This is a genomic window from Arthrobacter sp. LjRoot78, from assembly GCF_964254335.1.
GTDB lineage: Bacteria > Actinomycetota > Actinomycetes > Actinomycetales > Micrococcaceae > Arthrobacter.
Genome location: NZ_CAXUTG020000001.1, coordinates 1,651,894 through 1,664,055, shown reverse-complemented (window position 1 = coordinate 1,664,055; position 12,162 = coordinate 1,651,894). Strand labels below are relative to the sequence as shown.

The 12,162-nt window shown below is 68.2% G+C and carries 7 protein-coding genes; 4 read left to right on the top strand and 3 right to left on the bottom strand.

The features are described 5' to 3' along the window. The first annotated feature begins 108 nt into the window (after window positions 1-108). From ACSQ1X_RS07660 to ACSQ1X_RS07645, 4 genes are all read left to right on the top strand, one after another. The gene (locus ACSQ1X_RS07660) at window positions 109-1,197 is read left to right on the top strand and encodes a fatty acid desaturase family protein (RefSeq protein WP_028271911.1); all 1,089 of its coding nucleotides are present in this window, start codon (window positions 109-111) and stop codon (window positions 1,195-1,197) included. Window positions 1,198-1,345: 148 nt separating this feature from the next. Then, window positions 1,346-2,311, top strand: coding sequence for a quinone oxidoreductase family protein (locus tag ACSQ1X_RS07655; RefSeq protein ID WP_055798267.1), 966 nt, complete (start codon window positions 1,346-1,348; stop codon window positions 2,309-2,311). Between the two features lie 144 nt (window positions 2,312-2,455). Further along, entirely contained in the window at window positions 2,456-6,394 is a 3,939-nt protein-coding gene (locus tag ACSQ1X_RS07650; protein WP_436059291.1) for a Pls/PosA family non-ribosomal peptide synthetase, read from the top strand. A gap of 51 nt (window positions 6,395-6,445) precedes the next feature. Then, entirely contained in the window at window positions 6,446-7,813 is a 1,368-nt protein-coding gene (locus tag ACSQ1X_RS07645) for a M1 family metallopeptidase (protein ID WP_436057229.1), read from the top strand. Between the two features lie 10 nt (window positions 7,814-7,823). Here ACSQ1X_RS07645 and ACSQ1X_RS07640 read toward each other — a convergent pair whose 3' ends face one another. Genes ACSQ1X_RS07640 through pheS form a run of 3 tightly spaced genes read right to left on the bottom strand, consistent with a single transcriptional unit; the run spans window position 7,824 to window position 12,152 of the window. Further along, window positions 7,824-8,504 carry a 4'-phosphopantetheinyl transferase family protein gene (locus ACSQ1X_RS07640; protein WP_436057228.1) on the bottom strand — a complete coding sequence of 227 codons (681 nt, stop codon included), beginning with the start codon at window positions 8,502-8,504 and terminating at the stop codon, window positions 7,824-7,826. Between the two features lie 40 nt (window positions 8,505-8,544). After that, a complete protein-coding gene (pheT, locus tag ACSQ1X_RS07635) occupies window positions 8,545-11,088 on the bottom strand; it encodes a phenylalanine--tRNA ligase subunit beta (protein WP_436057227.1) in 2,544 nt (847 codons plus the stop codon). Between the two features lie 2 nt (window positions 11,089-11,090). Beyond that, entirely contained in the window at window positions 11,091-12,152 is a 1,062-nt protein-coding gene (pheS, locus tag ACSQ1X_RS07630) for a phenylalanine--tRNA ligase subunit alpha (protein WP_028271917.1), read from the bottom strand. Between the last annotated feature and the right edge of the window lie 10 nt (window positions 12,153-12,162).

Below are 12,162 nucleotides of genomic sequence, written 5' to 3'. Positions count from 1 at the left end.
ACGCTGGCGTTACGAACGTGAGCGTATGCTTGGAGAAGGGTGATCCTGACCGCGCGGTCCGAATGTCGGCTGCAGCGTTGCCCGTAACAGTTACGAGGCCCCGAGTCCATGACCCCCACCACTACTTCGGAGCGCCCGCAGACGCGTGTCCGGCAGCCCAACCAGGTTGTCCTGAGCTATTCCGAGCTCCTCAAGACCGTCAAGGCCGCCGGCCTGCTCGAGCGTCGCGTCGGCTTCTACATCACGGTGTTCTCCGTCCTGGTGCTCCTGATGACGGCCGCCTGGTTCGGCTTCGCACTCATCGGTGACAGCTGGTTCCAGCTCCTCATCGCTGCCGCCATCGGCATCCTCTGCACCCAGCTGAGCTTCCTGGCCCACGAGGCCGGACACCGCCAGATATTCGCCTCCCGCCGCGCCAACGACTGGGCTGCCAGGCTGCTGGCCACGTCCGTCGCCGGCATGAGCTACTCCTGGTGGGAGCAGAAGCACGGCGCCCACCACAACCACCCGAACGTCATTTCCAAGGATCCCGACATCGCGCCCGGGCCCATCGCGTTCCACACCGAAGCGGTTGCCGACCGCAAGGGACGGTTCGCTTTTCTTACGCGGAAGCAGGGCTGGTTCTTCTTCCCGCTGCTGTTCCTGGTGGGCCTCGGCCTGCAGATCGATTCGGTCAAGTTCGTCTTCCGCCGAGCAAAGGTCACGCACCGCTGGGTTGAACTCCCGATCCTCCTGGCGCGGCTGAGCCTGCTGCCGGTCCTCACGTTCACGTTCCTGCCCTGGGGCATGGCTTTGGCCTTCATCGGCGTCCAGCTCGCCGTCTTCGGTTTTTACATGGGCGCTTCCTTCGCCCCGAACCACAAGGGCATGCCGGTCCTGCCGGCGGACAGCCGCGTGGACTTCTTCAGCCGCCAGGTCCTGACCTCCAGGAACATCTCCGGCGGCCGCTTCATGGACATCCTGATGGGCGGACTCAACCGCCAGGCAGAACACCACCTCTTCCCGGACATGGCCCGCCCGCAGCTGGACAAGGCCGCCGTGATCGTCCGCGAGTTCTGCGCCAAGCACCAGGTCCCCTACACGGAGACCACCCTGCTGCAGTCCTACGGCATCATCGTCCGCTACCTCAACGACGTGGGCCTCTCCGCCGGGCGGCACTTCGAGTGCCCCATGGCCACGGTCACCCGCCGCTACTAGGGGCGCCTCCCCTACCGGGCAAGCCCCTGATCCACGTTTGACCCGAAGTGACGGCCGGTTACCGGCCGTCACTTCGTCGTTGGCGGCCGTGTCCCTAGGATGGTTCCTGTATCCGGGCCTGGAAATCCCAGCCCAGGGAAGGAGACACATGATGCACGCAATTGTGGCCCGCCAGGCGGGCGGGCCCGACGTCCTGGAACTGGCCGAGGTGGAGCGTCCGGTACCGGGTCCCCGCCAGCTGCTGGTCAAGGTGTCCGCCACCGGCGTGAACTTCATTGACACCTACAAGCGCAGCGGCACGTACAAAGTGGCCTATCCGTTTACCCCGGGTTCCGAGGCAGCCGGCACCGTGGAGGAAATCGGCGACGGCGTCACCGTGTTCTCCCCCGGCGACCGCGTGGCCACCGCCGAAGGCGCCAACTGCTACGCCGGCTACATCCTGGTGGACGAGGACAAGGCGCTGCCGGTCCCCCGCGGCGTGGACGATTTCACCGCTGCCGCCCTTCCGCTCCAGGGGATTACCGCGCACTACCTGGTCAATTCCTCGTTCCGGGTGGAACCCGGCCACACCATCCTGCTCCATGCCGGAGCCGGCGGCGTGGGCCTGCTGGCCATTCAACTGCTCAAGGCGAAGGGTGCCCGCGTCATCACCACCGTCTCCACCGACGACAAGGCGAAGCTCACCCGGGAAGCCGGTGCCGATCATGTCATCCCCTACGACGGCTTCTCCGCCAAAGTCCGGGAGCTGACCGACGGCACCGGAGCGGATGCGGTGTACGACGGCGTCGGAAAGGACACGTTCGACGGCTCCCTCTCCGCGCTGCGCGTCCGCGGCACCCTGGTTCTTTTCGGTGCCGCCTCTGGCCCCGTTCCGCCGTTCGATCCGCAGCGGCTTAACGCCGGCGGCTCCCTGTACCTGACCCGGCCCACCATCAACCACTTCCTCCGCAACGCCCAGGAACGCCGCTGGCGCTCCGACGAGATCTTCGCGGCGGCCGCAGACGGGAGCCTCAAGGTCCGGATCGGCGGCCGCTATGACCTGGCCCACGCTGCCCGGGCACACGACGACCTGGAACAGCGCCGGACCACCGGCAAGATCATCCTCGTCCCTTGATCCGGCCAGTCTCCTGGCCCGGTAAACAGGACGTGAACCTCCGGCGAACTGCGACACCTTCTGTTCATCTTGTGCGGCAAGAATCACCCTGTGACTGACCTACCGCAAGTTCCCGGAACAGCGCCGGCGCCAGAGACCGGCCCCCTGGAAGGACGCGCAGCACGTCCCGGCGTCCGGAACGTGTATCTGCCGCAGTTGCCGGGCGGCGCCGCGGCGCCGCCCGAGCGGACGCTGATCGACATCCTCGAGGCCACCGCCCGCACGTATCCGGAGGCCTCGGCCCTGGACGACGGCCGCCGGCGCCTGAGTTACGTCCAGCTGATGGCGGAAGTCAGGGCCACTGCGCGTGAGCTCCATCTCGCGGGCCTCGGCGCCGGTGACAAGATCGGCGTCCGGATTCCCTCCGGCACCAACCGGCTCTACGTGTCGATCCTGGCCATCCTGCTGATCGGGGCGGCGTACGTTCCCGTGGATGCCGACGACCCCGATGAGCGCGCCAAGCTGGTGTTCAGCGAGGCCCGGGTCGCCGCCATCCTCCGGGCGGACGGCGAGATCGTCGCGGACACCAAGCGTCCCCGGCCGTTCCCGGATCCGCGGAAGCCGCAGGCCGACGACGACTCATGGGTGATCTTCACGTCCGGCTCCACAGGTACGCCCAAGGGTGTCGCGGTTCAGCACAGGTCTTCGGCTGCGTTCGTGGACGCTGAGGCCCGGATCTTCCTGCAGGACGAACCCATCGGCCCCCACGACCGGGTCCTGGCCGGACTATCCGTGGCGTTCGACGCTTCCTGCGAAGAGATGTGGCTGGCCTGGCGCTACGGAGCCTGCCTCGTCCCCGCCCCCCGGTCGCTGGTCCGGACCGGAATGGACCTCGGCCCGTGGCTGATCAGCCACGGCATCACCGTGGTGTCCACGGTGCCCACCCTCGCCGCACTGTGGCCGGCCGAAGCTCTGGAGAACGTGCGGCTGCTGATTTTCGGCGGCGAGGCCTGCCCTCCTGAACTCGCTGAGCGGCTCGCCGTCGACGGCCGGGAAGTGTGGAACACCTACGGACCGACCGAAGCCACCGTGGTGGCCTGCGCGGCGCCGCTGGGCACGGGGCCCGTCCGGATCGGCCTGCCGCTGGACGGCTGGGACCTTGCCGTGGTTGATTCCGGCGGCGTTCCGGTGGCAGAGGGCGAAGTGGGCGAGCTCATCATCGGCGGCGTGGGGCTGGCCCGGTACCTCGACGCCGCCAAGGACGCGGAAAAGTACGCGCCGATGCCGTCCCTCGGCTGGGCCCGGGCGTACCGGTCCGGAGACCTCGTCCGCTATGAAGCGGCCGGCCTGGTGTTCATGGGGCGCGCGGATGAACAGGTGAAACTCGGCGGCCGGCGCATCGAACTCGGCGAGATCGACGCCGCGCTGCAGGCACTGCCTGACGTTGCCGGCGCAGCGGCGGCGGTCCGCACGACGGCGGCCGGGAACCAGATCCTCGTCGGTTACCTTGCGCCTGCCGGCACCGCGGAAATCGACCTCGCCGCCGCCCGTGAACGGCTTGGGACCAGCCTTCCGGCGGCGCTCATCCCCCTCCTGACCGTGGTTGAGTCCCTGCCCACCAAGACAAGCGGAAAAGTTGACCGCCACTCCCTTCCCTGGCCGTTGGCAGGAGCCGGGGCGGCCGACGCGGACAACGCCCCGCTGAACCTGCCGGACGACGCCCGCTGGATCGTGGAGCAGTGGGGCAGCGTGCTGGGAACCCCGGCGTCGAGCCTGGATGCGGACTTCTTTGCCCACGGCGGAGGATCCCTGGCCGCTGCACAGCTCGTGTCCGCCCTCCGCGTCCGCTACCCCACCGTCACGGTGGCCGACATTTACGCAACACCCCGGGTGGGCGCGCTCATCGATGCCGCCCGGCAGTCCTTGCCCGAGGGGGCCGCCGGGCCGGCGCCGGAACGGAACGTCCGCCCCACGGCACTGAAATCGCAGGTCTTCCAGACGCTGTTGGGTGTCCCGTTGCACATCCTGGTGGGCATGCGCTGGCTGACTTACGTGATGGTGGCCAACAACCTCCTGGCGGCCTTTGCCGGCTTCACGGCGGCCCCGGTTGTTTCCTGGTGGTGGGTGGCAGCGTCGTGGCTGGTGTTCGTGAGCCCGGCCGGGCGGATGGCCCTCTCGGTCCTGGCCGCCAGGACCCTGCTCCGGCGCGTGGTTCCGGGGACCTACCCCAGGTCCGGCAAGGTACACCTGCGGCTGTGGCTGGCGGAGCAGATCCAGGATCTGTCCGGCGCCATCAGCCTGGCAAGTGCCCCCTGGGTGCCCTACTATGCGAAGGCCCTCGGAGCGAAGATCGGCAATGATGTCCAGCTGCACTCGCTGCCGCCGGTCACCGGCATGCTGTCGCTGGGGCGCGGCAGCAACATCGAGCCGGAAGTGGACCTCTCCGGCTGGTGGATCGACGGTGATACAGTCCACATCGGCCAGGTGCACGTTGGAGCGGGCGCGACTGTGGGCGCCCGCAGCACGCTCATGCCCGGAGCCAGTATCGGCGCCGGGGCGCAGGTCGAGCCGGGATCGGCGGTCCTCGGAAAGGTCAAGGCCGGGCAACTGGTGTCCGGATCCCCCGCCGAACGGATCGGCAAGGCCAAACAGGCATGGCCGGACACGCCCCCGTCGCATGCGCTGATCGGACGGCTATGGTTCGCGGCGTTCGCTGCAGCCTCAGCCGTGCTGGCCACTATCCCCTACCTGTCCGCTGCCGCCGGGGCATTCGTGGTGTTCCTGTTCATCCGCGGCAGCGAATCGCTGGTGGCCGCCCTCCCCCTGGTCCTTGCCTCGCTGCCACTGGCGGCGCTCATCTGGTTCGCCACCAACCTCCTGCTGATCCTTGCCACCACCCGCCTGCTGGGCGTCGGACTCAAGGAAGGCTACTACAGGGTGCGGAGCCGGATCGGCTGGCAGGTCTGGGCTACTGAACGCGTCCTGGACCTTGCCCGGGATGTCCTGTTTCCCATCTACGCCAGCCTTTTCACCCCGGTCTGGCTCCGCCTGCTGGGAGCCAAGGTGGGCAAGAACGTGGAGGCCTCCACCGTCCTCCTGCTCCCCAAAATGACAACCGTCGGCGAAGGCGCCTTCCTCGCGGACGACACCATGGTGGCCTCCTACGAACTGGGCGGCGGCTGGATGAGGATTGCCCCCGCCAAGATCGGAAAACGCTCCTTCCTGGGCAACTCCGGGATGACGGGTGCGGGACGAAGCGTGCCCAAGAACTCGCTGGTGGCCGTCCTGTCCGCCACTCCTGCCAAAGCCAAATCAGGCACCTCCTGGCTGGGCAGCCCCCCGGTCCGGCTGCGCCGCACGGCCATCGCCACCGACAACACCCTGACTTTCCAGCCGCCGCTGCGGCTGAAGCTGGCACGCGCCCTATGGGAGCTCTGCCGGTTCATTCCCGTCGTGCTCACCGTCGGCCTGGCCGCCGGTGTCATGCTCGCGTTCGACGGGCTCGCTTCGGCGTGGGGCTACGGTATCGCGGCGCTTCTGGGCGGCATCGTGGTCCTCATCGCAGGTGCCACAGCCGCTGCCAGCGCGGTGGCCGCCAAGTGGCTGCTGGTGGGCAGGATCAAGCCCGGCGAGCATGCCTTGTGGAGTTCCTTCATTTGGCGGAACGAAGTGGTGGACACCTTCATCGAAATGGTGAGCGCACCGTGGTTCGCCCGCTCGGCCTCGGGTACTCCGGCCCTCGTGTGGTGGCTGCGCGGACTCGGCGCGAAGATCGGCCGCGGCACGTGGTGCGAAAGCTACTGGCTGCCGGAAGCGGACCTTGTCACGCTGGGCGAAAGTTCAACGGTCAACCGCGGGTGCGTCGTCCAGACCCACCTTTTCCACGACCGGATCATGAGCATTGACACTGTTACGCTCGAAGACGGAGCCACCATGGGACCACATGGCGTCATCCTCCCGCGGGCACGCATCGCGAAGGGCGGCACGGTGGGCCCGGCATCCTTGGTCATGCGCGGGGAAACAGTTCCGGCAGCGACGTATTGGATGGGCAATCCGGTCAGCCCCTGGGCGGGCCCGGCAGTGCCGGCACGGCGGCTCAAGTAGCTCCAGCACGGCCAACCCGGCTCCGATCATCCGCAATACGAAGGCCAGTTCATGAGTTTTGCAGCACCAGCCGGCCACGGCGGCACACGCCGGCCGGACGAGCCCTCCGGCTCCCCTGATCCCTACATCCCCGGGCACGGCACGAACGCCTACCGGGTCACGCGGTACGAGCTGGACCTGGACTACAAGCTGGCCAGCAACCGGCTGAGCGGCCGCGCCGTCCTGCACGCGGAGGCGGACCGGGCGGCGTCGGCCGTTGTCCTGGACCTCGCAGGGCTGCGCGCCGTCAAGGTGTCGCTGAACGGCAAACGCGTGCGCAGGTTCAGCCAGCGGGCCGAGCAACTGGTGATCGTTCCCGACGCGGCCCTGCTCCCGGGCGACCGCTTCACCCTCGACATCCGGTATGAAGGAAATCCTTCTCCACGGCGCGGACTCTGGGGTGAAGTGGGCTGGGAGGAACTCACCGACGGAGTGCTGGTGGCGGGCCAGCCCAACGGCGCCGCCTCCTGGTTTCCCTGCAACGACCATCCGCAGCACAAGGCCAGCTACAGGGTCGCCGTCACCACGGACGCCAATTACCGGGCAGTCTGCAACGGCCTGCTGATTTCCCGAAAATCAGGCTCCAGCCGTGAAACCTGGACCTACGAGCAGGCCGAACCGATGGCCACATACCTCGCCACTGTGCAGATCGGCCGGTATGACCTCCTGACCCTGGATACGACGTCGGTTCCGGGCAGCGTCCCCCAGCATGTGGCAGTGCCCGCCGCCCTGGCCGACGCCGCCCGCCGGGGACTGGCACGCCAGCCGGAGATGATGCGCACCTTCGTCAACAGCTTCGGCCCCTACCCCTTCCAGGAGTACACGGTGGTGGTGGCAGAGGACGAGCTCGAAATTCCGCTCGAAGCCCAGACACTGTCCATCGTGGGCCCCAACCATCTCACCCCGGACTGGAACGCGCAGCGGCTGATCGCCCACGAACTGTCCCACCAGTGGTTCGGCAATTCCCTGACCGTCGCGTCCTGGCGGGACATCTGGCTGCACGAAGGGTTCGCATGCTACGCGGAGTGGATCTGGTCCGAGGCGGCCGGAGTCATGAGCGTTGCGGACCGCGCCGCGGCCGCCTGGCGGAAGCTCGACGCCGGGAGCCAGGACCTCACGGTCGGTGACCCCGGACCCGAGCTGATGTTCGATGACCGGGTGTACAAGCGCGGCGCCCTCGCACTGCACGCGCTCCGGATCCGGTGCGGCGACCTCGCCTTCTTTGCGCTGCTGCATGACTGGGCAGCAAGCAACCGCCACGGATCCGTCTCCACCGCCGGGTTCATCCAGACCGCGGACCGTGTGGCCGGAATCGATTCAGAAACCCTGCTCCACCCCTGGCTGTTCGAAGAGCCGCTGCCTGCCCTGCCTGTGCGGTAGGGCCGCCACTTCATCCGAGGGCGACGGCGGCCGCCAGCCCGTCCGGCAGCCCCGACTCGGCGGAGGCCAGGTCCCGGACATCTGCCCGGTCGAGCACGTCAAGAGTCTCCGGCGGCCGTCCCAGGCCCTCCCCGGTCATCTTCAGGAAAGCCTCCTTGCGCGCCCACAGCCGGGCCCGCTCACTCAGCAGGGCGCTCCCTTGCAGCGGGGCCAGGGACCGGTGCTCCGCCGGGGTCAGCGCCACGGCATCGAAGCCGTCAAAGTCCAACCGCCGCGGATCCTCGGCGTCAACGCCCAGCCGCTGCCCCGGCCCGGGCTCCGCCACGGCCGCCAGCAGGGTCCAGCCGGCAGCCCGGGACAGGCTCAGCAGCAGGGGCGCCGGCGCTCCGTCCAGTTCGTAGCCGGGCCTCCCGTGGGTGACGCCGGGACCGCTGCCGCACCGCGGGCAACTGTAACGGACGGTCAGATCCTGGGCACGCACGCCCAGCAGTTCCGCGGCGAACCGTCGCTGGGCCACCCGGGCCGCGAGGAAGTCCTGCCGTGGCACGGGCATCATGGCGCGGGCACGCTCCAGCTCGGGCGGGTCCAGGAACCGCAGGGCATCGCGTTCCAGCTCGGCTGCCGGCGGTGCTGTGTGCTGCCCGGGGACGCGAAAGGGCGGGCAGGCACGCACAACGAGGTGTGATGCCATGGCCCGCCCTTCCGGTCTTAGCCTTGAACGCTGAGCGGTTCTAGCGCTGAACGGCCCCGAAGCGCTCGGCTGCCACGGCAACGGCGCTTTCCCGGGCGGCTGATGCTTCGTCCGCCGTGAGCGTCCGGTCCGCGGCACGGAAGCGGAGGCCGAAGGCCAGCGACTTCTTGCCGTCCTCGATGCCCTTTCCTGCGTACACGTCAAAGAGTGCCACGTCTTCCAGCAGCTCGCCGGCACCCTCGCGGAGGGCGGCCAGGACGTCGTCAGCCGGGATCTCTTTCGGAACCACCAGGGCAACGTCCTGGGTGGCCACCGGGAAGCCGGAAATGTGCTTCGCGACGATGACGTCGGCTGCCGCTTCGAACAATGCGTCGGCGTTGAACTCGAGCGCAACCGAACGTGCCGGCATGTCGTGCGCGGCCAGCAGCTTGGGGTGCAGTTCGCCGGCGTAGCCCACAACGTCACCGGAGCGCAGCGAGAGTTGGGCTGTGCGTCCCGGGTGGTAGGCCTGGTGGTGACCCTGGCTGACCACGATTTCGACGCCGAGGACATCTCCGGCGAGGCGGGCAATGTCCACGGCGTCGGCCCAGTCCCAGGCCCGCGGCGTGTGGGCGGCGGCAGCGGGCGAGTCGTGGCCCGTCAGGACCGCTGCGATATGCAGCGGCTGGTCCGGGACGCCGTCGTACAGGGCATCCAGCACCTCATCGGAGGGCTTGACGCCGAGCGGCGGGATGGACGGCGTGCCCACCGTGTCACCCGGCAGGAACACCAATCCGGCTTCGAAGACGGCCAGGTCGCGGAAGCCGCGCGAGTGGTTGCGCTTGGCCACCTCGATCAGGCCGGGAAGGATGGACGTCCGCAGGTAGCCCTGTTCCTCGCTGATCGGGTTGGCCAGCTTCACGGCCTTGCGCTCTGCACCCTGCTCGGCCACGCCAAAGGTGTCATTGGCGGCCTTGGACACGAACGGGTAGGCCAGCACCTCGGTGAGGCCGGCATCGGCCAGGGCCTGGACCAGGCGGCGGCGCTGCTGCTGTACGCGCGTCAGGCCGCGTCCCGGGGGTGCCACGGGGAGCGTCGCGGGGATCTGGTCGTAGCCCACCAGCCGGGCGATTTCCTCGGAGAGGTCCTCTTTGGTTTCGAGGTCGTTCCGCCAGCTCGGGGCAGTGACCGTCCAGCCGGCGTCGTTCTTCACCACGGCAGCGCCGAGGTCCTCGAGCGAGGTGACGATCTGCTCTTCGGTGAAATCGATGCCGATCCGCGCTGCCGCGAAAGCCGCCGGCAGTTCAATGGTGACGGCGTCAGGCGCCGTGCCGACATCGGTGCCGGCGTCGTCGGCAGTGCCGCCGGCCAGCTCCACCAGGAGGTCAACCACGCGCTGCGCGGCGATGCCGGCAACCTGCCAGTCGACGCCGCGTTCGAAACGCTTGGACGCTTCGGAGGGCAGCTTGTGCCGGCGGCGGGAACGGCCAATGGACACCTCGTCAAAGTGCGCCGCCTCAACCAGGACGTTCGACGTCGAATCGCTGACCTCGGTGGCAGCGCCGCCCATAACGCCGGCGATGCCGATCGCTCCGGAACTGTCGGTGATGAGGAGGTCCTCGACGTCGAGCTTGCGCTCCTTGTCGTCCAGGGTGGTGATCTTCTCCCCCGCCACGGCGCGCCGGACCACGATGTCGCCGGACAGCTTGTCCAGGTCATAGCAGTGCGTGGGCTGGCCGAGTTCCAGCATGACGTAGTTGGAGATGTCCACCGGCAGCGAGATGGAGCGGATGCCCGCCAGCCTCAGGCGCGAGACCATCCACGGGGGCGTCGGCCTGGTGGCATCGACGCCGCGGACGGTGCGGGCCACGAAGCGGTCGCAGCCCGGCTTGCCGTAGATGGGAGCGTCGTCGTTGAGCTTGACGCCGTAGCCGCCGGCCAGTTCAGCCGGTGCCTGCACCTTTGACGCCGGGTCCGTGAAGGAGGTGCCGGTGGCGTGGGCGTATTCGCGGGCGACGCCGCGGATGGAGAACGCGTAGCCGCGGTCCGGGGTCACGTTGATCTCGGCGGCCTGGTCGTAGAGGCCCAGGAGTTCCATGGCGTCGGTCCCGATTTCCGGGTCCAGGCCGATGCGGGACAGCACCAGGATGCCGTCGTGGTCCTCGCCGATGCCCAGCTCGCGGACGGAGGCGATCATGCCGGCGGACAGGTGGCCGTAGGTCTTCCGCGCTGAGATGTGGAAGTCTCCGGGCAGCACGGCGCCGGGAAGGGTGACGACGACCTTGTCACCTTCCACGAAGTTGTGGGCGCCGCAGATGATGCCCTGGACACCGGAGGGGTCGATGCCCTGGCCGGTGAGGGTCTGCTCCTGGCCCTCGGGGACCACGCGGACCTGGCACCAGTTGATGGTTTTGCCGTTGGTCTGCGGTTCCTTGACCAGGCTCAGGACCTGGCCCACCACCACGGGACCGCGGAGCGCGTCCGTGGGGCGGTGGACCGCTTCTTCTTCAAAACCGACCTTGACCAGTTCTGCCATGACGTCTTCGGCCGTTGCTCCGGCCGGTACCTGCGCGAACTCACGCAGCCAGGAAAGTGGGATACGCACTGTTAGATCTCCATCCCGAAGTGCTCGCTGAAACGTACATCGCCTTCGATCATGTCGCGCATGTCGCCCACCTCGTTGCGGAACATGAGGGTGCGCTCGATGCCCATGCCGAAGGCAAAACCTGAATAGACGTCCGGATCGATTCCGGCGGCCCGGAGGACGTTGGGGTTGACCATGCCGCAGCCGCCCCACTCGATCCAGCGCGGACCGCCCTTGGCGCCCGGGTGCCAGATGTCCAGTTCCGCGGACGGCTCGGTGAACGGGAAGTAGTTGGGGCGGAGGCGGATCTGGGCCTCGTCGCCGAACATCTGCCGGGCAAAGTGCTCCAGCGTGCCGCGGAGATCCGCCATGCTCAGCTTCTTGTCGATGGCCAGGCCCTCGAACTGGTGGAACACGGGTGTGTGTGTGGCGTCGAGTTCATCGGTGCGGAACACCTTGCCCGGGCACAGCACGTAGATGGGCACTTCGCGCTCCAGCATGGAGCGGACCTGCACCGGCGAGGTGTGCGTGCGCATCAGCAGGTGGGCCTCGGGGGGCTCCACAAAGAAGGTGTCCTGCATTTCGCGGGCAGGGTGGTCCGGCTTGAAGTTCAAGGCATCAAAGTTGAACCACTCGGATTCGACCTCGGGGCCTTCGGCAATCTCCCAGCCCATGCCCACGAAGATGTCCGCCACACGGTCCTGCAGCGTGGAGAGCGGGTGGCGCGCACCGGCTCGGCGGCGGCGCGGAGCGGCCGTGACGTCGACGGTCTCTTCGACGAGGATCCGTGCGTCGTTTTCAGCTTCGAGCTCGGCTGTACGGTCCGCGAGCGCCTTGTTGACGCGTCCGCGGGAGGCACCCATGAGCTTTCCGGCGGCGGCCTTCTGGTCCTTTGCCAGGCCGCCGATTTCGCGGTTGGCAAGGCTCAGCGGTGCCTTCTCGCCCGTGTGCGCCAGCCTCACGGCCTTGAGCTCGTCAAGGGTGGAGGCAGCGGCAATGGCGGCAACGGCGTGGTCTACGGCGGCAGTAATGGCGGCTTCATCCAGAGGGTTCGGGATGGCGGCGCCCGGCAAAGTTTCAGTCATCTACTGTTCT